Raw genomic sequence first — 22,862 nt, forward strand, 5'->3', positions numbered from 1 at the left:
ATGCTTAAAGGATTTTTTAACGTACCAACCCCTGTTAATGAGCCCATTCTGGGTTATGCCCCCGGAAGTAAAGAACGTGAATTGCTAATGGCCGCTATTGCCGATGCCCGTTCAAAACAAATTGAGATACCAATGCACATTGCAGGTAAGGAAGTACATACCGGCAATAAAGGAAAAGTTACTCCACCACACGATCACCAACATATACTTGGACAATTCAGTAAAGGAGATAAAACTCATGTATCGCAAGCTATTGACGCTGCTTTAGCTGCCAAAGCCGATTGGGAAAACCTGGCTTGGGAGCACCGTGCTGCAATCTTTTTGAAAGCTGCAGATTTAATTGCAGGTCCGTACCGTTATAAACTGAACGCTGCAACCATGCTGGGTCAAAGTAAAAATGCCTATCAGGCAGAGATTGATTCAGCATGTGAGCTGATTGACTTTTTACGCTTTAATGTGAGCTATATGGCCGACATTTATAAGCAACAGCCTCCCGTATCGCCAAAAGGATCATGGAACAGGGTTGAGCAACGCCCGCTTGAAGGTTTTGTGTTTGCCCTTACCCCATTTAACTTTACGGCCATCGCGGGCAACCTGCCAACATCTGCCGCCATGATGGGTAACGTAGTGGTCTGGAAACCGGCAAACACACAGATTTTTGCCGCCAACGTTTTAATGGAGATCTTTAAAGAAGCAGGCTTACCTGCAGGGGTAATTAACCTGGTTTACGTTTCAGGTCCGGATGCAGGTGAAGTAATTTTTAACCACCCTGATTTTGCAGGCATTCACTTTACAGGCTCTACCGGAGTATTCCAGAACATCTGGAAGACCATTGGAAACAACATTCATAAGTTCAAAACCTATCCACGCATTGTAGGCGAAACCGGTGGCAAGGATTTTATCCTGGTGCATGGCTCTGCTGAGGCTGAGGCTTCTAGTACAGCAATTATACGTGGCGCTTTTGAATACCAGGGACAGAAATGCTCTGCTGCTTCACGTGTGTATGTTGCCAAAAGCATCTGGCCAAAGGTAAAAGAGTTTATGCTGCGCGATCTGGCCACCTTTAAAATGGGCGGCACCGAAGATTTCAGCAATTTCATTAACGCAGTTATCGACGAGAACTCATTTGATAAACTGGCCAAATACATCGATGAAGCCAAAAAAGATAAAGGGGTAGAGCTCATTGCAGGTGGTGGCTACGATAAAACCAAAGGTTATTTTATTGAGCCTACTGTACTTGTGGTAGATGATCCTAAATATACCACTATGTGTGAAGAACTTTTTGGTCCGGTTTTGACGATTTATGTATATGACGACAAAGACTTCGACAAAGTACTGAGCATTATTGATACCACTTCCATATACGCCTTAACAGGAGCTGTAATTGCGCAGGATCGTTACGCCATTGAGAAAGCAACACATGCCCTTAGAAATGCCGCTGGTAACTTTTACATCAATGACAAATGTACAGGTGCAGTTGTTGGACAACAGCCTTTTGGTGGTGCAAGGGGTTCAGGAACCAACGATAAGGCGGGGTCTATGATCAATCTTTTGCGCTGGGTATCGCCACGTGCAATAAAAGAAACTTTCGATCCGCCAAAGGATTACAGGTACCCTTTCTTAGGTTAGCAAACAACCGTTCTCAGAGAAGGTAATTTCCGGTTAAGCAGGATGCAAATGGCAAAGCGCCGAATCCTGTTTAAATCTGATTAAAAGCAGAAAAGCTCCGGGTGATGAACCCGGAGCTTTTCTGCTTTTATTTAACGTTCTCTAAAACTTTCAATATGATTAAGCATTGTGATCGGCAAACCGTCTATTTAACAATCTTACTTGACTCCTCTGCTTAACCTGAAAATTACCTTCTCAGAGGATGGTTATTTTCCTGCATTCATTTTGAACACCGGCGAAATGTCATCGGCACTTGACGCACTTACCTGCATATCAGAGATCAATCCTGTTTTCAGGCTGTAAACCCAGGCATGAACGGAAAGTTCCTGTCCTGATGCCCATGCGTTCTGTACAATAGAAGTACTCATTACATTGGCTGCTCCTTCTATAGCATTCAGCTCAACCAAACGGTCAGCTCTTTTTTGCGGGTCTTTAATGGTCGACATTTCACGCTCATGTATACGGATCACGTCTTTGATGTTCCTTAACCAATTGTCAATTAAACCTACCTGTTTATCTCCCAATGCTGCATTTACACCTCCGCAACCATAGTGGCCGCAAACGATGATATGTTTTACCTTAAGTACGTTTACCGAATAATCCAGCACACTTAACAAGTTCATATCCGTATGTGTAACCACATTGGCGATGTTACGGTGTACAAAGATGTCGCCCGGCATCGTATTGGTGATCTGATTTGCAGGCACACGGCTATCTGAGCAGCCTATCCACAATACAGGGGGGGCCTGACCGGCAGAAAGGCGGTCAAAAAACTGAGGGTCTTCTTTTAGGGTAGCTGCAACCCATTCTTTGTTTCCCTGTAATAAACTATCGTAAGTAATATGTTCGTTATGTTGTTTTTCTAATTTAGCGCACATAATATTTAATTGTTAATTTCTTCTATGACTTTGTGATTTAATTTTGGCACAATATACTGCGCCTTAACATTTTCGAGCGTTACAATAATACCTTTGGTATAGGCATTATGTTTGTAATTAAAAATAGTTTCCAAAACATCGGGATCTATGTACCTCGAGTTTGTTCCATCAATAATTACATTGGTTTCTTTCGGAATTTTGTTCAGCACTACCTGTATAGCAGCTTTGTTAAGGAAAGATACTTCCTCTGCCAGTTTAATTCGTATGTTTTTCTTGTTGCCTTCTTCCTGGATTTTGTAGAAGAACGGATTACGCATATTGGTACGCAACAGGTAAAATACAGAGATCAGCATACCTATGGCCACTCCTTTTAAAAGGTCGGTAAGCAATACCGCAACAATGGTAACCACAAACGGGATAAACTGGTCCCACCCTTTATGGTACATGTGCTTAAATAAAGCTATTCTAGTTAATTTATAACCTGTTACCAATAATATAGCTGCTAAACATGCCAAAGGTATCATATTTATCAGACCTGGAATAAAAAGTAGCGATAAAAGTAACCAGGTTCCGTGAAAGATTGCAGACATCTTGGTCCGCCCACCTGCGTTAACATTGGCCGAACTGCGGACAATAACCGAAGTCATAGGCAAACCACCTAACATCCCGCTCACCATATTTCCCGCACCCTGGGCCATCAGTTCCCTGTTGGTAGGTGATACCCGTTTGATCGGATCTATTTTATCGATAGCCTCAATGCTAAGCAGGGTTTCCAAACTGGCTACAACAGCAATGGTTGCCGCCACGACCCATACCTTACCGTTGGTAAGCTGAGAAAAATCAGGAGTGGTAAACAGCCCCATAAACTCCGACCAGCCATTGACTACCGGAATGGCCACCATCTGCTCGTCTTTAAGTGCGTAACCTGTACCCTGAAAAGCCAGTGTTAAACCGATACCCAATATCACTACAATAAGTGGTGCAGGGATGAGACTTAATTTTTTAAACTTAGGCCACAGTAACAATACACCAATCGACAAGGCACTGATCACTATAGCAGCCACACTGAAATGGTTCAGGGCACCACTTATAGCCGAGAATGTGTTTTCATGATCTTTCTGAAAAAAACTTTCATCGCCAAAAAAATCAGAATCCACTCCCAGGGCATGTGGAGTTTGCTTCAGTATCAATGTCAAACCAATAGCAGCCAGCATCCCTTCAATTACACTTGAAGGAAAGTAGTTGCCAATGGTCCCCCCTTTTAATAAACCAAGGATCAGCTGCATGGCCCCGGCCAATACTACGGCCAATAAAAAAATCTGGTATCCACCCAATTGCCCTATAGCACCCAAAACTATTGCAGTAAGCCCCGCCGCCGGCCCGCTTACACTTAATTGTGAACCGCTTAAACTAGCTACCACAATACCACCTACCACACCGGTAATCAGACCGGCAAATAAGGGAGCGCCGGATGCCAGCGCAATACCCAGACAGAGGGGCAGCGCAACCAGGAATACCACTATACTGGCGGGCAAATCCTTCTTTAAATTCTTTTTTAAAATATACTTCTTCACTTCCAGTCTCGAAAAGACTGAGTTTCCACTTTGCATAAAACTATGTTTTAATGTTCTAACTAATTTCTAAAAAACGTACAACAATTCGTGCTGATGCGGGAACGTCATACCTGTAAAAATTAGCAGCGGTTGGGAGGCGGTGTAGGTACAGATGGGTGGAAAGGATCTACATACCGTTTAAAGTGATCAATAAAACTGTTATTAATTCCAAAATGACTGAGTACAGCTGAAAAACTGTAATCATAATGCAGGTCAATCTTATAATCGCAAAGCTTTACTTTTGCTTTACCACTATCGCCGTCAGCACTATGCTCTACTTCGATCTGCATGATCACAGCATTCATGATCTCTTTATCAATATGATTAAAAAACACTGGGGCACCGGAAATTACCATCTTTGCAGAAAAGATGCCCAAAAAGGCAATAATGATCAACAAACGGTATTTTCTTAAAAACATTTAATAACTGTGTGTGTGTTTTTTGATTCAATTTTTTCAAAAATAAGGCCAAAATATCCTAACAAACAAATTGTCATGTAATAAAAATGTAATTTAGTTGTTATCAAACCCTGTACTGGTGCTACTTGAATTTAAATAAACTTGCTTGTTATAGGAAAACGAAGCATTAAACGTATTTTAGCCCCTTTAAATATTTTACCTGCTTTTATGAAATTAATACCCTTAGGTCTGCTTCTTCTATGCGCTGTTTTTACTTTTGCACAAAGCAATAATGCACCCTCAACCTATGATACGCACGAGATTGCCATAACAGGATACCTGCAGACACAGTATCAAAGAGCACAATCGGCCGGTATACTGTCCTTTTCCGGCGGAGATTTTGCAAAAAACTCTAAAGATCGCTTTATGATCCGCAGGGGAAGGTTAAAAATAGACCGGGCCGATAAGTATTCAAGTATCGTTTTTCAGATTGATGCCACACAAAACGGCGTACAACTCATGGATGCCTTCATACAATTGCACAGACCCACTTCAAAGGCGCTGTTATTTACAGCAGGATTGTTTAACCGCCCTTTCGGACATTCAATTGTTTATTCTTCAGGCTACAGGGACTTTCCCGAAAGGGCAAGGGTATTTCAAACTTTAATGCCCCGTGAAAGGGACCTGGGTGCAATGCTTACTTTCAGGCCCGACGGCAAATTTCATTTCCTTACCGCCGAAGTTGCCGTAATAAATGGCAGCGGCCATTCGGCCAGGGATTATGATTCCAAAAAAGACATTGTCGGCAACCTGGGTTTTAAATTTGACAGTCTGGCTAATAAAAAACTACATATCGGATTTGGCGGATCCATTTACCAGGGCTCTGTACGCTCTGATACAGAAAGTTATTTTAGCAGTAACAGCAGTGGTTTCGTTAAAAACACGAGCCCTGATTATGTAGACTGGAATGCCAAACGCAATTATTACGGAGGAAACCTGCAGCTACAGTACGACAATACTTTTGGAACCACCCTTTTTAAAGCTGAATACATCGCCGGTACACAACCAGGTGTAGCCAGTTCGTCCAGTATAACTGGGCCTGTTGCCAGCCAGAGCTTTGCAGCCCAGCCTGCTACCGACCTTTATTTACGCCCCTTTTCGGGTTATTATTTATGGCTAACCCAACAGATCGCAAAAAGCAGGTTTACTGCACTCTTGGCCTATGACTCTTATGACCCGAACAGTGACCTCAAAGAGACACAGATTGGCGCACCGGGAAGCAATACCACTGCAGGCGATATCAAGTTCAACACCTTAGGCTATGGCATGGCCTGCCTCATCAATTCAAGGATGAAATTAACGGTTTACAATGAGCATGTAGTAAACGATCCAACCCAGCTGGCAGGCTATCTCGAAGATCTGAAAGATGATGTATTTACTGTCAGGTTGCAATACCGCTGGTAACGATATATTTATGATATTTGACAAAATCATTTTAAATGAAGCATAAAATAGAGCTCCTCCAGGATAAAATTAAACAGGCAAAAGCCGGTGGTGGCGAAGCCAGGATTGAAAGTCAGCATAAAAAAGGAAAACTTACAGCCCGGGAAAGGATCCATTTCTTAATGGACGAAAACTCTTTTGAAGAGATCGGAATGATGGTAACCCACAGGAGTACCGATTTCGGAATGGAGCGTGAAAAGTATCTGGGCGACGGGGTAGTTACAGGATATGGTAATATCAATGGCCGGCTTGTCTATGTGTTTTCGCAGGATTTCACCGTGTTTGGAGGTTCTCTTTCAGAAACCCACGCCGAAAAAATCTGCAAGATCATGGATATGGCCATGAAAAATGGCGCACCTGTAATCGGCCTGAACGACAGCGGCGGTGCCCGTATCCAGGAAGGTGTAGTCTCATTGGGCGGATATGCTGATATATTTTACCGGAATGTGCAGGCTTCTGGAGTAGTACCTCAATTATCGGCCATTATGGGGCCCTGCGCAGGTGGCGCAGTATATTCCCCGGCCATTACAGACTTTATATTGATGGTCGAAAACACCTCCTATATGTTTGTTACGGGCCCTAATGTCGTTAAGACGGTAACCCATGAAGAAGTTAGTTCAGAAGAACTCGGAGGTGCATCTACACATGCCACGAAATCCGGCGTCACCCATTTTGCCTGCGCCAATGAGCTGGATGCAATCAACCATATCAAAAGATTGCTCAGCTACATGCCGCAAAACTGCGAAGAAGTACCCGACTCGCTACCCTATGAAATGGGAGATGAAAACAGGACTGCGCTCAACGATATCATGCCGCAAAATGCAAACCAACCCTACGACATCAGGAGCATAATAGAAGAAACCGCGGACAACGACAGCTTTCTGGAGGTACATAAAGACTATGCAGAAAACATAGTGGTGGGCTTTGCGCGACTGGCAGGCAGAAGCATTGGCATTGTAGCCAACCAGCCTGCGTACCTTGCTGGGGTTTTAGACAACCATGCTTCAACAAAGGCAGCCAGGTTTGTCCGTTTCTGCGACTGCTTCAACATTCCCCTGCTTGTTTTTGAAGATGTTCCCGGTTTCCTTCCCGGAACAGACCAGGAATGGAATGGCATTATCAGCAATGGCGCCAAACTGCTGTACGCATTTAGTGAGGCCACCGTGCCCCGCATTACCGTAATCACAAGAAAAGCCTACGGGGGTGCCTACGACGTCATGAACTCCAAACATATAGGGGCTGATATGAATTACGCCTGGCCAACTGCAGAAATTGCAGTAATGGGTGCAAAAGGAGCCGCGGAGATCATTTTCAAAAAAGAAATCACGCATGCAGAAAAGCCTGAAGAAAAGTGGCTCGAGAAGGAAAAGCTTTATTCCGATACCTTTGCCAACCCTTATCGCGCCGCCGAACGGGGTTTTATAGATGAAGTGATTGAACCGGCGCAAACCCGGATCAAATTAATTAAGGCTTTTAAAATGCTGGAAAATAAAGTAGTGAATACTCCGCGTAAAAAGCACGGAAATATCCCATTGTAATGCAGCTTAGTCGTACCGATGTCTTATTGATGGCCTTTTGTACGGGGCTTATTGTGGCGAACATCTATTATTGCCAGCCCCTTGTGATACTTGTAGCGCGCGAGTTCCACCTCAGTGAAAGTTATGCCGGCAGGATCACTTACCTGACGCAAGCAGGTTATGCACTGGGCTTATTTTTACTCGTGCCGTTGGGCGATATGTTTGAACGCCGCAAGCAAATCCTGATGATTACCGGTCTGGCCGTAGGCGCATTGCTGCTTGCAGCCTTTTCGCATACCTTTTTACTGCTGCAAATTGCGTGTGTACTGATTGGCGCAAGTTCCATCATCCCACAACTCATTTTGCCTATGGCTGCTAACCTTACTTCTGATGAGAAAAGAGGCCCTACCATTGGTATTATCATGAGCGGATTACTGATCGGCATCCTCGCTTCACGGGCAGTAAGCGGAAGCATAGGCTTTTTATGGGGCTGGCGGACCATGTATTTTATTGCTGCCGGCATCTGCTTTCTGCTGCTCTTGTTGATGGCCAAACGTTTTCCCCTAAGCAAACCCACATTTACAGGCTCGTATGGCACACTGATGTCATCCATGTGGGGTTACATCAAAACGCAACCGGTACTGCGAGAGGCTTCCATCATTAACTTTCTGGCCTTCGCTATCCTTAGCGCATTCTGGACAACGATGGTATTGTTTCTGGCCAATCCCCCTTTTAATTTTCAAACCCTGCAGATTGGTTTATTCGGAATTGCAGGTGCGGCCGGTGCCCTCGCAGCCCCTTTGGTAGGTAAATTGAGCAGCGGACAAAACCCAAGGAAAAATCTACTGACCGGTCTCCTCCTGCAGCTCATTAGTATTGCGGCTTTCTATTTCACCGGAAGTCAGCTCTACTTTTTTATAGCCGGAATTATCTTAATAGATATCGGCCAGCAAGCCATACACGTTACCAATCAGACCAGGATATACACCTTGGTCCCGGAAGCGAGGAACCGACTGAATACCATTTTTATGTCGGTGAGCTTTGTAGGTGCCTCTGTTGGCTCAGCTTTCGGATTGTGGTTATGGGAAAATGGGCAATGGACTTTGTTCTGCCTGGGGACCAGCCTGGTGGTGATCCTAAACATACTGATCTATAATTTCTACAGCCATAAAATAAAACCTTGATGATGCACAAAGTCCGGATTCAGCAGATCAGCTTTGATTTAACCTGGCGCATCAGACATGAAGTGATGTACCCTAACCTTCCTTTTGACAGTATTAAACTGGACAACGACAAAGAAGGTACCCATTTTGGCTTGTATATTGACAACAAACTAACTGCTGTAGTTTCACTGTTCCATAAAAACGACAGTTATCAGTTCAGAAAATTTGCGACAATTGTTGCTGCGCAAGGCAAAGGCTTCGGGACTCAGTTGCTTGAGCACATCATATCTTATGTGAAAAATGCGGGTGGTAAAAAATTGTGGTGCAATGCCCGTGTTTCGGCAACGGGCTTTTACAGCAAATTTGGTTTTGCAACAACCCGGCAAACCAGTGTAAGTAACGGAATTGACTTTGTCATTATGGAGTTACAACTGAACAATTAGACTCAGGGTTAACACCCGATTTATATATTTGCTTAGATTAAAAATAAAATAATGGCTAAAAAGAAAGACGACAAACAGAATCATGTTTCTGTGGTTACTAAAAAATCGCTCCAGTTTTTTGAAGAATATATCAATAATCCATCCCCTACCGGATTTGAATACCCAGGCCAGAAATTATGGCTCGACTATTTAAAACCTTATATAGATGAGAGCTTTATAGATAATTATGGTACCGCCGTGGGTGTAATTAACCCTAAAGCAGAATTTAAAGTAGTTATTGAAGCCCACGCTGATGAAATTTCCTGGTTCGTTAATTACATTACCGCCGATGGACTGATCTATGTAATCCGCAACGGTGGCTCCGACCACCAGATTGCCCCTTCTAAACGGGTAAATATACACACAGATAAAGGAATGGTTAAAGCCTTATTTGGCTGGCCTGCCATCCATACCCGCAACGGCGGAGAAAAAGAAGAAGCCCCTGCACTGAAAAATATATTTCTGGATTGCGGCTGTACCAGCAAGGAAGAGGTAGAAAAGCTGGGCATACACGTGGGTTGTGTGATTACCTATGAAGATGAATTTATGGTGCTCAACAACCGTTACTATGTAGGGAGGGCGCTCGACAACAGAGCCGGTGGTTTTATGATCGCCGAAGTAGCCCGTTTGCTTAAAGAAAACAAAAAGAAACTTCCTTTTGGCTTATATATCGTAAATTCCGTACAGGAAGAAATCGGACTTCGCGGTGCAGAAATGATCGCCGACAGGATTAAACCTCATGTAGCTATTGTTACCGATGTAACCCACGATACCACTACCCCAATGATCAATAAGATCACTCAGGGTGATCTTGCCTGCGGTAAAGGACCTGTGGTTTCCTATGCGCCAGCTGTTCAAACCAATCTAAACAAGCTGCTGATCGAAACCGCTGAGAAAAACAACATTCCTTTTCAGCGCCAGGCATCTTCACGTTCAACCGGAACAGATACAGATGCATTCGCTTACTCCAACGGTGGAGTTCCTTCTGCACTGATCTCCCTGCCCCTACGCTATATGCATACCACGGTAGAAATGATACATAAGGAAGATGTAGACAATGTCATCAGCCTGATCTACCACTCCCTGCTAAACATAAAGAAAGATCACGATTTCAGATATTCAAATTCATAATTGACTTAAAGGCCTGCTACCATCACCAGCAGGCCTTTATTTTTTAAAACCCAGTGCTTTTGTTACTTTTATAATTCTTCGTACACAAAAACATTTTACTCATGAGCAATCAGTCAGCAAAATTTATAGAAAAGATCAAAGCTTCATATAAGCCCAGCGGATCATATATTTACCTCGGGGCCGGTATATTAGATGGTGAAGTATGGTCTGATGCCGAGATAAACCTGTCACTGCACATGATGAATAGACACGGACTGGTAGCTGGTGCAACAGGAACTGGAAAAACGCGTACCCTGCAATTGCTCTCCGAGCAATTGTCAGACGCAGGCGTACCGGTATTTATGCTGGATGTGAAAGGCGATCTGTCCGGGTTAAATCAACCAGGTGCTGTCAACCCCAAAATCGAGGATAGGGCAAAACAACTCAATAGGCCTTTTAGCCCTGCGGGTTTCCCATTGGAAGTTTATTCCTTATCAGGAAAACTAGGCGCCCAGATGAGGGCGACCGTCCTTGAATTCGGGCCTGTTTTACTCGCCAAAATACTGGACCTGAACGATACCCAGACCGGCGTACTTGCCGTTATCTTCAAATATGCCGACGACAATAAAATGCCGATCATCGACCTCAACGACCTTAAAAAACTGGTTTCTTACCTGTCAAGTGAGGAAGGTGCTGAAGAGATCAAGGAATCCTACGGAAAAATATCAACCGCTACCTCGGGTACCATTTTAAGAAAAATAGTAGCCATAGAACAACAGGGCCTTGGTGCTATGTTTGGCGAACGTTCTTTTGACATTGAAGACCTGTTTGAGAAGGTTGATGGCAAAGGAGTAATCAGCCTGCTGAATATTTCAGATGTTCAGAACCAACCGGTATTATATTCAACTTTTTTGTTAAGCCTGCTGGCAGAAATATTCTACAATATGCCAGAGGCTGGGGATCTGGACAAACCCAAGCTGGTCTTCTTTTTTGATGAAGCCCACCTGCTGTTTAAAAACTCGTCTAAAGCATTTTTAGAACAGATCGAAACCATCATCAGGCTGATCCGTTCTAAAGGCATAGGCGTGTTCTTTTGCACCCAAACGCCTACTGATGTGCCAGAAAGCGTATTATCTCAACTGGGTAACCGCATACAGCATGCCTTGCGAGTGTTTACACCCAATGATGCAGACGCCATGAAAAAAACAGTAAATACCTATCCAACTTCAGAATTCTATAAAATTGACCAGGTTTTAACTTCGTTGGGAACAGGACAGGCACTGATCACTGTTCTGAATGAAAAAGGCATTCCTACAGAAGTGGCGGCTACCATGCTTACGCCACCAAGGGCTATAATGGGGCCCCTAACCACTGCCGAATACAATGGACTAATCCAATCCAGCAGCATGACCGCAAAGTACCAGGAAATCATCGATCCGGAAAGTGCTTATGAAATTCTGACCAAAAGGGTAAATGACAGGCAGGCAGAACAGCAAACGCAGGAACAGGCCAGAGAAGAACAGGCGCCTGCAAAAGGAGAAAAGAGCATTATTGAACGGGTAATGGGAGCAACCATTACCCGGCAGATTGGCAAAGAAATTGTAAGGGGATTGTTCGGTATGCTGACTGGGAAAAAACCAAGAAGCAGCGGTGGAAAAGGTATCTTCGGATTTTAAATAAAAAACTATCTTTACCTTAAACAAAAAATGTATTTTTAGCCCCGCGAAAAGCATCGTATTATATTGAATATTAACCTAATTACTATTTTTATTGAATGAAACCTACCTTATTAATACTCGCAGCCGGTATGGCAAGCCGTTACGGCAGCATGAAACAAATTGATGGCTTTGGACCAAATGGCGAAACCATTATAGATTATTCTATCTTCGACGCAATAAAAGCAGGTTTTGGTAAAGTAGTATTCATCATCAAAGAAGAATTTGTTGACAACTTCAAAGCGATCTTTGAACCAAAACTCAATGGAAAAATTGAGACTGACTACGTATTTCAGAACTTCGATCTAAAGCAGTTTGGCATTGAAGAGGAAATTTATCGCGAAAAACCATGGGGAACTGCACATGCCATTCTTTCAGCAAGAAATGTGATCAAAGAACCATTTTGTGTCATCAACGCAGATGATTATTATGGATTTGATGCCTTTAAAAAAATGGTTGATTTCCTAAATACTGAAGCTACAGATAGCAATTATTCTATTGTAGGCTATCAGATTGGAAAAACCTTATCCGATTTTGGCTCGGTTTCACGTGGTGTTTGCAAAACCAATGCAGCAGGCTATCTGGAAGAAATTACAGAACGTACACAGGTTTATAAAAAAGGCGATGGTATCGTATATGAAGAAGGAGGCGTAGAGTATCCATTAGAATTTGATACTCCTGTTTCTATGAATTTCTGGGGTTTCACGCCAGCCGTATTTAAACTGACTGAAGATTTGTTTAAAGTATTTGCGCTTGAAAATAAAGACAAACCAAAAGCAGAGTTCTTTATCCCTTTAATTGGTGAAAACCTTGTAAAAACAAATACGGCCAACTTTAAAGTGATCCCAACCGACAACCAATGGTTTGGTGTAACTTATAAAGAAGACAAACCTTTTGTGCAGGCAAGTATTGACCAGCTGGTAAAAGATGGCACTTACCCTGAGAATCTCTGGAAATAAATAAGAATTATAATAAAAAGGCCCCTGATCAAATGATCAGGGGCCTTTTTGCTTTAACAAGCTTACCGATTATTTTTTGTCGTCTTTTACTTCTTCAAAATCTACATCAGTAACATTATCGCCGCTGTCAGTAGCTTGTCCGCTTGCCTGTGCATCAGCACCAGCTTCTGGTTGGGCAGCGCCATCCTGACCAGCTTTATACATCTCTTCAGAAGCTGCATTCCATGCATTCTGCAATGCCTCTTGTGCCGAATCGATATCAGCAAAATTTCTCGCAGCATGCGCATCTTTAAGTTTTTTCAAACTTTCTTCAATAGGCGCTTTTTTATCGGCAGAAAGCTTATCACCAAACTCTTTCAATTGTTTCTCTGTCGAGAAAATTAAAGCGTCCGCACTGTTGATTTTTTCTGCTTCTTCTTTAGCGGCTTTGTCAGCATCAGCATTCTTTTCAGCTTCTTCCTTCATCCTTTTGATCTCTTCATCAGTTAAGCCTGAAGAAGCCTCGATACGGATCTTTTGTTCTTTACCTGTAGCTTTATCTTTTGCACTTACGTGTAAGATACCGTTTGCATCAATATCAAATGCAACCTCGATCTGAGGAACCCCACGTGGAGCTGGTGGAATACCATCAAGAATAAAACGGCCAATTGTACGGTTCTGAGCCGCCATAGGACGCTCACCCTGCAAAATATGGATTTCTACCGAAGGCTGGTTATCAGCAGCTGTAGAGAAAGTCTCTGCTTTTTTAGAAGGAATGGTTGTATTGGCTTCAATTAATTTAGTCATTACCCCCCCCATAGTTTCAATACCTAAAGAAAGCGGGGTAACATCCAACAGCAACACATCCTTAACTTCTCCGGTTAACACACCACCCTGAATTGCAGCACCGATAGCCACAACCTCATCTGGGTTAACACCTTTAGAAGGCTCTTTACCAAAGAAAGCTTTAACTGCATCCTGAATAGCAGGGATACGTGTAGAACCACCTACCAGGATAATTTCGTCAATATCACTTGTTTTTAAACCTGCATTTTTCAAGGCCGATTTACAAGGCTCAATAGTACGTTTGATCAGGTCTCCTGCCAGTTGCTCAAATTTTGCACGGGTCAATGTTCTTACAAGGTGTTTTGGACCTGTGGCATCAGCAGTGATATAAGGAAGATTGATCTCTGTAGAGGTTGTGCTAGAAAGCTCAATTTTTGCCTTCTCAGCTGCTTCTTTTAAACGTTGCAGGGCCATTGGATCCTGGTGAAGGTCCATGCCGTTCTCTGCTTTAAATTCCTCAGCCAGCCATTCGATAATTACGTGGTCAAAATCGTCACCACCTAAGTGTGTATCACCATCTGTAGATTTAACCTCAAATACACCATCACCCAACTCCAATACAGAAACGTCATGCGTACCGCCACCGCAGTCAAACACAACAATTTTCATGTCTTTATGTGCTTTGTCCAAACCATAAGCCAAAGCTGCTGCAGTAGGCTCATTAATGATACGTTTAACATTTAAACCAGCAATCTCACCGGCTTCTTTGGTAGCCTGACGCTGGGCATCGTTAAAATAAGCCGGAACCGTGATCACAGCTTCAGTTACCTCCTGTCCTAAGAAATCCTCGGCTGTTTTCTTCATCTTTTGCAAGATCATTGCAGAAAGTTCCTGAGGGGTATATTTACGGTCATCAATTTCCACACGTGGTGTATTGTTGTCGCCTTTTACTACTTTATACGGCACACGGCCTGCTTCCTTTGAAACCTCAGCAAAGCTGCTGCCCATAAAGCGTTTAATTGAATAAATTGTTTTTGTTGGGTTGGTGATTGCCTGGCGTTTAGCCGGCTCACCCACCTTACGCTCACCATTCTCTGCAAAAGCAACAATGGATGGCGTAGTACGTTTACCCTCACTGTTGGCTATAACTACAGGTTCGTTACCTTCCATTACGGCTACGCAAGAGTTTGTTGTTCCTAAGTCTATACCAATAATTTTTGACATGCTATTTATCTCTGTTTATGTTATGAAATCTTTTTATTTAGTATCTGTTTAACAAGCAATGTGCCAATTGGTTTTTGGCAGAAAATATTCCCCGCAAAGAATAATTAAAGAAACTTATGGCGGAAAGCCCTTACAAAAATGTGACAGTATGACAGAAATTCGCCGCTAAGCCTTCTTATCAAAGCCAGCCAATCTTTCCAAATGATGGTATCCTATTCCAAAATAAGCTTTAACTTCCTTTATTTTCGCGGCAATTTCAGCTTTCTTAGCTTCCTGTAATTTTTTCGGAATTTTGATCTCGCTAGTCCGGGTCCCTACCACCAGCACATTCTTTGGTGTATGTGCATCAGATATAAATTCAAATACCTTTGTCTTGTAACCAAAATACTCCAGTATCAGGGCACGTATCCCGTCAGTAACCATTTCAGCCTGTCTTTCCATAAAGATGCCATATTTAGTTAAAAAGGAAAATTCGTTTTTAGCCTTGTGTTTCTCCATCTCTCTTCTGATCTGCTTATGGCAGCAGGGAGCCACTACAATCAATTGTGCCCCGGCTTGTATCCCTTTATAAATGGCATCATCTGTTGCCGTATCACAAGCATGCAGGGCAATCAGCAGGTCTATTGCATCCACATCATAATCTTCTATTGTTCCCTGTACAAAATCAAGTTTGTTAAATCCCGCGTTCCCTGCAATTCCATTACATAGCCCAACCAGGTCTTCCCGGTACTCCACCCCTGTCACCTTGCTGTCCAGCTTCAACACATGGTGCAGGTAATCATATAAGGCAAAAGTCAGGTACCCCTTACCCGAGCCCATATCCACTACTTTATTTATCTCTGCAGCAGGTAACTCTTTGATCAGAGAACTCAGTATCTCTACATACTGATTGATCTGCCGGTATTTATCCTGAGCATTTTTAAATACATTCCCCTCGGCATCACTAATCCTCAATTCCTGCAAGTAGGTCTTTCCGGCAGCCTGAATGATGCGTTTCTTTTCTTTATTATGAGATAATGTTGGCTGTACTGTAGCTGTCGTTCCTTTTTCCCTGACAGAAATCAACCCTTTCCTCCCATATTCAAGGATCACTTCTTTTTCTATCATAACCAGCGTACAAACTTTAAAATCATTGCTAATAAAGTGCCTAATTAAAGTTATACCTTCCTCAACAGAGAAATTTTTAATGATATCTCTTGTTTTATAGCGGTAAGTAAAAGAAAGCATATCTGCCCTTTTTATCTCTATTCTGCGGACATATACATTTTTTAATTCCTTTTCATTTCCCTGATAGTGGCCAAGAGAAAGCTTAACATACTGGTTCAAAGAAATCCCCTCAGAAACCTGGGTTAAAAATTGCTGAATAAGAAGTTGATTGGACATGGAATTAGATTACGCAGCAAAGATAATCTTTTGAAAAGGAATAGTAAATTAGCTTTTATGGAATCATTATACTTTGTAGCTATACTCCCCCCTCAGGAAATCAGTGCCGAAATTGATGAGATCAGAAAACAATGTTCAATTGACCATAAAGTATACACTGCCCTAAAACCGCCTGTTCACATCACCCTGGCGCCCCCCTTTAAACTGAATTCACAATTTGAACCCAAACTATTCAATAGCCTGGAACTGGCAAGAAATTTTCCGTCCTTCAACCAAGAGCTGAAAAACTTCGATGGATTTCCATCGCACACCGTTTATATTAACGCTTTGAAAAATCCATTTATCAGCGCACTTTTCAAAACCATTAAGAATGCGCTCAAACCCTATTCAATCGACAACAAAGGCTCAATCACCCCGCATGTCACCATTGCTTACAGGGATCTCAGCGATGCCTATCCCCAAATCATGGAAGAATATAAAAGAAGAAAATACAAAGCAGAGTTTACGGTAAACAAATTTAGCCTGCTAAAACACGATGGAAAAAACTGGAACCTGCTTAGAGAATTCGAATCAAGACCTCAGCGCGAGCAATTCACTATAGACTTTTAAACAGAAAACCCCAACCAGCAATTGGTCAGGGCCTTCTTTATGATGATAAGGAAATAACTATTCGCCTTTTTCTTCTGCTTTTTCTTCAGCTGCAGGAGCTTCTTCTTTTGAAGGAGCTTCTTCAGCAACAGCTTCTGCTTTCTCTGCTTTAGCAGCAGGTGCATCAGCTTTTTTCGCTTTGCTTCTACCACGACGGGTTGTTTTCTTTTCAGCAGATTCTGCTTCTTTACCATAAACCTCATTGTAATCAACCAGCTCGATCAATGCCATCTCAGCATTATCCCCCAAACGATTGTTCAATTTAATGATTCTGGTATAACCACCCGGACGGTTAGCTACTTTTGCGGCAACATCACGGAACAATTCAGTAACAGTTTCTTTATCTTGCAAATAACCAAATACAATACGACGTGAATGCGTAGTATCGCTTTTAGATTTTGTGATGATTGGCTCAACATACATACGCAAAGCTTTGGCTTTTGCTAATGTAGTAGAGATTCTTTTGTGTTTAATCAACGACGAAGCCATGTTAGCCAGCATCGCTTTACGATGTGAATCTGTTCTTCCTAAGTGATTTACCTTTTTACCGTGTCTCATTTTTTAATTTATTCAGTGTATACCGTCTCTTTGATTCTATACGAGGGAATTATACACTATTAACAATATGTTATTTACTTTTTATTTTTTGCTATTCTTCGTCCAGTTTAAACTTAGACAAGTTCATGCCGAATGAGAGGCTCTTAGATTTAACAAGTTCCTGAATCTCTGTTAAAGATTTCTTACCGAAGTTCCTGAATTTCAACATATCAGCAACATCATAAGAAACCAGATCAGCAAGAGTGCGGATATCAGCTGCTTTTAAGCAATTTAATGCACGAACCGAAAGATCCAGATCTACCAATTCAGTTTTTAAGATCTTACGCATATGCAAGATTTCCTCGTCAACCTCCTTGGTTTCTTCTTTAGCCTGAGATTCCAGTACCAGGTTCTCATCAGAGAACAGCATGAAGTGCTGGATCAGGATTTTCGCAGCTTCTTTCAATGCCTCTTCCGGATGGATTGAACCATCAGTAGAGATGTCTAATATTAACTTCTCATAATCTGTTTTCTGCTCAACACGATAGTTCTCTATGGTGTATTTTACATTTTTCATTGGAGTAAAGATCGAATCGATTGCAATTACACCAACAACAGCATCACTGATTTTATTTTCTTCTGCAGGTACATAACCACGTCCTTTATTAATGGTCAATTCCACTTCTAAAGTAACGGATTTCTCCATGTTACAAATAACGAAATCAGGATTAAGCACCTCAAAGTTGTTAGAAAACTTAGTAATATCGCCGGCAACAAATTGTTCCTGACCATTTACCAAAATAAAAACTTTCTCCGAATCACCAGCATCTCCTGTCTTTTTAAAACGTACCTGTTTTAAATTAAGAATGATTTCTGTTAAATCTTCTACAACACCTTTTATGGTAGAAAACTCATGAGATACGCCTGAAAAACGAATACTTGTAATGGCATAACCTTCTAAAGAAGAAAGCAATATTCTTCTTAAGGCATTACCAATTGTTACACCGAAACCGGGCTCTAAAGGACGGAACTCAAATGTACCATCGAAATCAGTAGATTTCTGCATGATTACTTTATCGGGTTTCTGAAATGCTAAAATTGCCATTTATAATGTTTTTAGATCGTTATTAAAATTATGCAACGTAAAAAAGTTAATTGCCCGCAGGCAATTAACTGAATATATTATTTAGAGTATAACTCTACTATAAGATTTTCTTTGATATTTTCTGGTATCTCGTCGCGATTAGGATAAGCTAAAAACTTACCTGACAACTCACTTGCATTCCAGTCTAACCAATTGAATTTATTGATTACCCTACCGGCTACCGAATTGGTGATAGCCTCTAAAGTTTTTGATTTCTCACGCACAGCGATCACATCGCCTGCTTTCAATTGATAAGATGGAATATTTACTACTTCACCGTTAACTGTTACGTGTTTATGGCTAACTAACTGGCGTGCAGCAGAACGTGTAGTAGCAATACCTAATCTGTAAACTGTGTTATCTAAACGAGCTTCTAATAATTGTAATAAGTTATCACCTGTAATACCTTCACGTGAAGACGCTTTGGTAAATAAGTTACGGAACTGACGCTCTAATACACCATAAGTATATTTAACTTTTTGTTTTTCCATTAACTGTACTGCGTACTCAGACTGTTTCCCTCTTCTTTTAGAAACACCATGCTGCCCTGGAGGGTAGTTTTTTCTGTCTAGTACTTTATCAGGGCCAAAAATTGGCTCTCTGAATTTACGGGCGATTTTGGACTTTGGTCCTGTATATCTTGCCATTGCTTTTCGTTTTAAAGTATCATACAACCTTACGCTGCAGACTCTTAGCTTTAAAAATTAATAAATTAAACTCTTCTCTTTTTAGGAGGACGACATCCATTGTGTGGAAGCGGGGTAATATCTTTGATAGAGGTTACTTCGATTCCTGAAACCTGCAGTGTTCTGATTGCAGACTCACGACCGGAACCCGGGCCTTTAACAAAAACGTCTACTTTACGCAGTCCCAGATCAAATGCTACTTTACCGCAATCTGACGCAGCCTGACCAGCTGCATAAGGCGTGTTCTTTTTAGAACCTTTGAAGCCCATTTTACCTGCAGAAGACCATGAAATAGTTTGACCATTGTTGTTTGTTAAGGTAACAATGATATTGTTAAAAGTAGCATTGATGTGTGCCTGACCTACAGGCTCGATCACAACAATACGCTTTTTGGTAACTTTTTTACTCTTAGCCATAATTATTATTCAGTACTAATTTTATTTAGTAGCTTTTTTCTTGTTTGCAACTGTTTTTCTCTTGCCTTTACGTGTACGAGAGTTGTTCTTAGTACGCTGACCACGAACCGGCAAACCTTTTCTGTGACGTAAACCACGGTAGCAACCGATATCCATCAAACGCTTAATGTTCAATTGAACTTCTGAACGTAAAGCACCTTCAACTTTTATTCCGTCGTTGATAATGGTACGGATTGCTGATAACTCATCATCAGACCAATCCTGTACTTTTTTGTTAAAATCGATACCTGCTTCCGTCAATATACGTTGTGCAGTTGCTCTCCCTACTCCGAAGATGTAGGTTAAACCGATCTCACCTCTCTTGTTTCTTGGTAAATCTATACCTGATATCCTTGCCATATTTATATTTAGCGATTTTTGATTTACGATCTTTGGATTTACGATTTACGTTTAAACAGCACCGCTATTCAATTACGTAACCTTCATTCGTAAACCTAAAATCTAAAATTTAATTAACCTTGACGTTGCTTAAATTTAGGGTTCTTCTTGTTGATAACGTAAAGCTTACCTTTACGACGAATAACCTTGCAATCCGCACTACGTTTTTTAATTGATGACCTAACTTTCATTTTATTTGTATCTATAAGTAATCCTGCCCTTTGATAAATCGTAAGGCGACATCTCTAATTTGACTTTGTCCCCTGGTAAAATTTTGATATAATGCATCCTCATTTTTCCAGAGATATGTGCAATAATCTCATGACCATTTTCCAGTTCAACCCGAAACATAGCATTCGATAATGCTTCTCTTATTACACCGTCTTGTTCAATTGAGGCTTGTTTAGCCATATAATATTGATTTTTACTTAATTAGCTGCTATTAAACAGGGATGCAAAATTAAATAAAAAAATTTAATTATTTACTTTTTTTCTTTTAAAACTTCTTCAATGAATGAAAAGGTTGATAAAACATCTGCATTACCCTTTTTAACGGCAACAGTGTGTTCAAAATGTGCTGATGGTTTGTTATCTTTACTGGTAACTGTCCAGCCATCAGACCAAAATTTAACACCTGCCGTCCCCGCATTGATCATTGGTTCTATCGCAATCACCATTCCCTCCTCAAGTTTAATTCCACTCCCCCGCTTGCCATAATTTGGCACCTCGGGTTTCTCGTGCAATTTAACGCCAACGCCATGACCAACCAACTCCCTCACTACCCCAAATCCGTTTGCCTCGGCATAAGCCTGGACAGCAAAACCGACATCGCCAATTCTAGAACCAACAACGGCTTTTTCTATCGCCAGTCTTAAACATTCCTGTGTAACTTCTACCAGTTTTTTACGTTCCGCATCTATCTCACCAATTGAAAAGGTATAGGCGGAATCGCCAAAAAAATCATTTTTAATTACACCGCAATCTACCGAGATCAGATCCCCTTCCTGAATGACATATTCTCCTGGAAAACCATGAACAACCTGCTCATTCGGAGAAATACATAAAGAATAGGGGAATCCATTATAATTTAAAAAGGCCGGAATTGCGCCGTGATCCCTTATAAATGTCTCTGCCAGATCGTTTAGCTTCTTTGTCGTTATTCCCGGACCAATCACTTTAGCTACTTCTGCCAAGGTTTTTGATACGAGCAAAGAACTTTCCCTGATCAGCTCTATCTCTTCCTGAGATTTATAATAGATTTTAGACATTTGCTAACTAAATCACTGCATTACTACCAGTCGCAGCAGGAATTCCTGTACGACCAGTAACTCTACCTGTCTTCATTAATCCGTCGTAATGACGCATCAATAAATAACTTTCGATCTGTTGTAAAGTATCTAAAACCACACCTACCAGAATCAACAGCGATGTACCGCCATAGAAATGTGCGAACTCCGATTTGATTCCAAACTTAACTGCAACAGAAGGTAAAATAGCAATGATTGCTAAAAAGATTGCACCAGGAAAAGTGATCTTGGAAATCACATCATCAATAAATGAGGATGTAGATAATCCAGGTTTAATTCCCGGTATAAATCCACCATTCTTTTTCATGTCGTCCGACATCTGGGTCGGGTTAACTGTAATAGCAGTATAAAAGAAAGTAAATGCGATAATTAAAAATGCGAACGTTAAGCTATAAGCCAGTGAAGTATAATCACTGAACTGTATCAACCAGGTATTTTGCAGCGACGGGAAAAACCCGGTTAAAGTAGCCGGAATAAACATCAATGCCTGGGCAAAGATGATCGGCATCACACCGGCAGCATTCACCTTTAAAGGGATATACTGTCTTACACCACCAAACTGCCTGTTGCCTACAATTCTTTTCGCATACTGAACCGGCACTTTACGAACGCCCTGAACAATCATAATGGTAAACATTACAACAGCAAACAGGGCCACAATCTCAATAATAAGTGCAATTAATCCACCACCATCACCCACTACTCTTGAACTTACTTCCTGAGATAACGCAACCGGTAAACGAGCAATAATACCAACCATAATGATCAGTGAAATACCGTTTCCAATACCTTTGTCAGTTATCTTCTCACCAAGCCACATTACAAATAAGGTTCCGGCTGCCAAAACAAAGGTGGCAACAACAAAGAACAAGGTATGATCTATGATGATGGCCTCTGCTGGAACCTGTGTTTTAACATAGCCTATCGCTTGAACAGCGGTAATGGCTACAGTTAAATAGCGGGTAATCTGGTTGAGCTTTTTCCTGCCGCTTTCTCCCTCCTTCTGCATTTTCTGAAAAGAAGGAACGGCAATACCCAATAGCTGAACTACAATAGAGGCAGAAATATAAGGCATCACACCCAAGGCAAGGATAGACACCCTTGAAAAGGATCCTCCGGCAAACATATCCAGTAGACCTAAAATGCCAGACTTTGTATTATCGCCTAAAAGTGTTGCATCAACACCTGGCAACACCACGTGTGATACAAACCTATAAACCAAAAGAATTACGAGCGTAAAAACGATACGCTCTTTCAATTCCTGAATTTTCCAAATATTACTTAAAGTAGTAAACAGCTTCTTCATTA

The 22,862-nt window shown here is 41.6% G+C and carries 23 protein-coding genes; 9 read left to right on the top strand and 14 right to left on the bottom strand.

Annotated elements, in window-relative coordinates:
• Nucleotides 1-1,629, top strand: a complete 1,629-nt coding sequence (gene pruA / locus B9A91_RS07030) for an L-glutamate gamma-semialdehyde dehydrogenase (protein ID WP_084237661.1) — start codon at nucleotides 1-3, stop codon at nucleotides 1,627-1,629.
• Between the two features lie 245 nt (nucleotides 1,630-1,874).
• Here the strand turns inward: pruA and B9A91_RS07035 are convergent, their stop codons facing one another.
• From B9A91_RS07035 to B9A91_RS07045, 3 genes are all read right to left on the bottom strand, one after another.
• Complete coding sequence (locus B9A91_RS07035) at nucleotides 1,875-2,546, bottom strand: carbonic anhydrase (RefSeq protein ID WP_084237662.1); 672 nt, start codon at nucleotides 2,544-2,546, stop codon at nucleotides 1,875-1,877.
• Between the two features lie 5 nt (nucleotides 2,547-2,551).
• The gene (locus B9A91_RS07040; protein WP_084237663.1) at nucleotides 2,552-4,156 is read right to left on the bottom strand and encodes a SulP family inorganic anion transporter; all 1,605 of its coding nucleotides are present in this window, start codon (nucleotides 4,154-4,156) and stop codon (nucleotides 2,552-2,554) included.
• Between the two features lie 83 nt (nucleotides 4,157-4,239).
• The gene (locus B9A91_RS07045; protein WP_084237664.1) at nucleotides 4,240-4,578 is read right to left on the bottom strand and encodes a hypothetical protein; all 339 of its coding nucleotides are present in this window, start codon (nucleotides 4,576-4,578) and stop codon (nucleotides 4,240-4,242) included.
• A gap of 207 nt (nucleotides 4,579-4,785) precedes the next feature.
• Here B9A91_RS07045 and B9A91_RS07050 point away from each other — a divergent pair, with 207 nt between their 5' ends.
• From B9A91_RS07050 to B9A91_RS07080, 7 genes are all read left to right on the top strand, one after another.
• On the top strand, nucleotides 4,786-6,021 hold the full coding sequence (locus B9A91_RS07050) for a porin family protein (RefSeq protein WP_084237665.1): 1,236 nt from the start codon (nucleotides 4,786-4,788) through the stop codon (nucleotides 6,019-6,021).
• A 35-nt stretch (nucleotides 6,022-6,056) separates the two neighbouring features.
• A complete protein-coding gene (locus B9A91_RS07055; protein ID WP_084237666.1) occupies nucleotides 6,057-7,598 on the top strand; it encodes an acyl-CoA carboxylase subunit beta in 1,542 nt (513 codons plus the stop codon).
• Entirely contained in the window at nucleotides 7,598-8,761 is a 1,164-nt protein-coding gene (locus tag B9A91_RS07060) for an MFS transporter (protein ID WP_084237667.1), read from the top strand. The genes B9A91_RS07055 and B9A91_RS07060 overlap by 1 nt, the downstream gene beginning before the upstream one ends.
• The gene (locus B9A91_RS07065; protein ID WP_235012484.1) at nucleotides 8,761-9,183 is read left to right on the top strand and encodes a GNAT family N-acetyltransferase; all 423 of its coding nucleotides are present in this window, start codon (nucleotides 8,761-8,763) and stop codon (nucleotides 9,181-9,183) included. Before B9A91_RS07060 ends, B9A91_RS07065 begins: the two co-directional genes overlap by 1 nt.
• 51 nt (nucleotides 9,184-9,234) lie before the next feature.
• Entirely contained in the window at nucleotides 9,235-10,353 is a 1,119-nt protein-coding gene (locus B9A91_RS07070; protein WP_084237668.1) for a M42 family metallopeptidase, read from the top strand.
• 101 nt (nucleotides 10,354-10,454) lie between these two features.
• Nucleotides 10,455-12,008, top strand: coding sequence for a helicase HerA-like domain-containing protein (locus tag B9A91_RS07075; protein WP_084237669.1), 1,554 nt, complete (start codon nucleotides 10,455-10,457; stop codon nucleotides 12,006-12,008).
• Nucleotides 12,009-12,106: 98 nt separating this feature from the next.
• The gene (locus B9A91_RS07080; protein WP_084237670.1) at nucleotides 12,107-13,006 is read left to right on the top strand and encodes a nucleotidyltransferase family protein; all 900 of its coding nucleotides are present in this window, start codon (nucleotides 12,107-12,109) and stop codon (nucleotides 13,004-13,006) included.
• Between the two features lie 69 nt (nucleotides 13,007-13,075).
• Here the strand turns inward: B9A91_RS07080 and dnaK are convergent, their stop codons facing one another.
• Together dnaK and B9A91_RS07090 are read right to left on the bottom strand one after the other, a co-directional pair.
• The gene (dnaK, locus tag B9A91_RS07085) at nucleotides 13,076-14,995 is read right to left on the bottom strand and encodes a molecular chaperone DnaK (RefSeq protein ID WP_084237671.1); all 1,920 of its coding nucleotides are present in this window, start codon (nucleotides 14,993-14,995) and stop codon (nucleotides 13,076-13,078) included.
• 165 nt (nucleotides 14,996-15,160) lie between these two features.
• Complete coding sequence (locus B9A91_RS07090; RefSeq protein WP_084237672.1) at nucleotides 15,161-16,378, bottom strand: class I SAM-dependent methyltransferase; 1,218 nt, start codon at nucleotides 16,376-16,378, stop codon at nucleotides 15,161-15,163.
• Nucleotides 16,379-16,435: 57 nt separating this feature from the next.
• Between B9A91_RS07090 and B9A91_RS07095 the strand changes: the two genes are divergently transcribed.
• On the top strand, nucleotides 16,436-16,987 hold the full coding sequence (locus tag B9A91_RS07095; protein WP_084237673.1) for a 2'-5' RNA ligase family protein: 552 nt from the start codon (nucleotides 16,436-16,438) through the stop codon (nucleotides 16,985-16,987).
• A gap of 57 nt (nucleotides 16,988-17,044) precedes the next feature.
• On the opposite strand, the gene rplQ is transcribed toward B9A91_RS07095, so the two are convergent.
• The 9 genes from rplQ to secY form a co-directional block, all read right to left on the bottom strand.
• Nucleotides 17,045-17,584, bottom strand: a complete 540-nt coding sequence (gene rplQ, locus B9A91_RS07100; protein ID WP_084237674.1) for a 50S ribosomal protein L17 — start codon at nucleotides 17,582-17,584, stop codon at nucleotides 17,045-17,047.
• Between the two features lie 91 nt (nucleotides 17,585-17,675).
• The gene (locus B9A91_RS07105) at nucleotides 17,676-18,668 is read right to left on the bottom strand and encodes a DNA-directed RNA polymerase subunit alpha (RefSeq protein ID WP_084237675.1); all 993 of its coding nucleotides are present in this window, start codon (nucleotides 18,666-18,668) and stop codon (nucleotides 17,676-17,678) included.
• Nucleotides 18,669-18,745: 77 nt separating this feature from the next.
• Nucleotides 18,746-19,354 carry a 30S ribosomal protein S4 gene (rpsD, locus tag B9A91_RS07110; protein WP_084237676.1) on the bottom strand — a complete coding sequence of 203 codons (609 nt, stop codon included), beginning with the start codon at nucleotides 19,352-19,354 and terminating at the stop codon, nucleotides 18,746-18,748.
• Nucleotides 19,355-19,419: 65 nt separating this feature from the next.
• Nucleotides 19,420-19,809 carry a 30S ribosomal protein S11 gene (gene rpsK / locus B9A91_RS07115; protein WP_012780795.1) on the bottom strand — a complete coding sequence of 130 codons (390 nt, stop codon included), beginning with the start codon at nucleotides 19,807-19,809 and terminating at the stop codon, nucleotides 19,420-19,422.
• A 21-nt stretch (nucleotides 19,810-19,830) separates the two neighbouring features.
• Entirely contained in the window at nucleotides 19,831-20,208 is a 378-nt protein-coding gene (gene rpsM / locus B9A91_RS07120; RefSeq protein WP_084237677.1) for a 30S ribosomal protein S13, read from the bottom strand.
• Nucleotides 20,209-20,321: 113 nt separating this feature from the next.
• Entirely contained in the window at nucleotides 20,322-20,438 is a 117-nt protein-coding gene (ykgO, locus tag B9A91_RS07125; RefSeq protein ID WP_008244551.1) for a type B 50S ribosomal protein L36, read from the bottom strand.
• 1 nt (nucleotide 20,439) lies between these two features.
• The gene (infA, locus tag B9A91_RS07130) at nucleotides 20,440-20,658 is read right to left on the bottom strand and encodes a translation initiation factor IF-1 (RefSeq protein WP_008244555.1); all 219 of its coding nucleotides are present in this window, start codon (nucleotides 20,656-20,658) and stop codon (nucleotides 20,440-20,442) included.
• Between the two features lie 71 nt (nucleotides 20,659-20,729).
• Nucleotides 20,730-21,515 carry a type I methionyl aminopeptidase gene (map, locus tag B9A91_RS07135; RefSeq protein ID WP_084237678.1) on the bottom strand — a complete coding sequence of 262 codons (786 nt, stop codon included), beginning with the start codon at nucleotides 21,513-21,515 and terminating at the stop codon, nucleotides 20,730-20,732.
• A 7-nt stretch (nucleotides 21,516-21,522) separates the two neighbouring features.
• Nucleotides 21,523-22,860 (bottom strand): preprotein translocase subunit SecY, encoded by a 1,338-nt coding sequence (gene secY, locus B9A91_RS07140; RefSeq protein ID WP_084237679.1) that lies wholly within the window; start codon nucleotides 22,858-22,860, stop codon nucleotides 21,523-21,525.
• Nucleotides 22,861-22,862: the final 2 nt, after the last annotated feature.

Source organism: Pedobacter africanus, from assembly GCF_900176535.1.
In the GTDB taxonomy this organism is placed as follows: Bacteria; Bacteroidota; Bacteroidia; order Sphingobacteriales; family Sphingobacteriaceae; genus Pedobacter; species Pedobacter africanus.